Annotated in this window: 1 protein-coding gene; it reads right to left on the reverse strand. The window is 72.9% G+C overall.

Features of this window, described 5'->3' with window-relative positions:
* On the reverse strand, positions 1-251 hold a 251-nt coding region (locus MKK82_RS20225), incomplete at both ends, for a MucR family transcriptional regulator (RefSeq protein WP_243986591.1).

Raw genomic sequence — 251 nt, forward strand, 5'->3', positions numbered from 1 at the left:
GGACGGCAGGCCGTAGCGGTCGCGGTAGCTCTTCGGGTCGAGGCCGTGGCTGGTGAGGTGGCGCTTGAGCGTCTTGTAGGTCTTGCCGTCGATGAAGCTGACGATGCCGTCGGGGCGGACCGACTTGCGGATCTGGGCCGCGCCCGGCTTGTCGACCTCGACCTGGGCCGCCGCGCCGCCGGTCTCGGCCGTCAGCGTGCCGGAGACGAGGCCGGCGATCGCCCCGTGCACCCGGGCGATCAGCGCCGGCA

It is taken from the genome of Methylobacterium sp. E-046 (assembly GCF_022829625.1).
Lineage (GTDB): Bacteria > Pseudomonadota > Alphaproteobacteria > Rhizobiales > Beijerinckiaceae > Methylobacterium > Methylobacterium longum.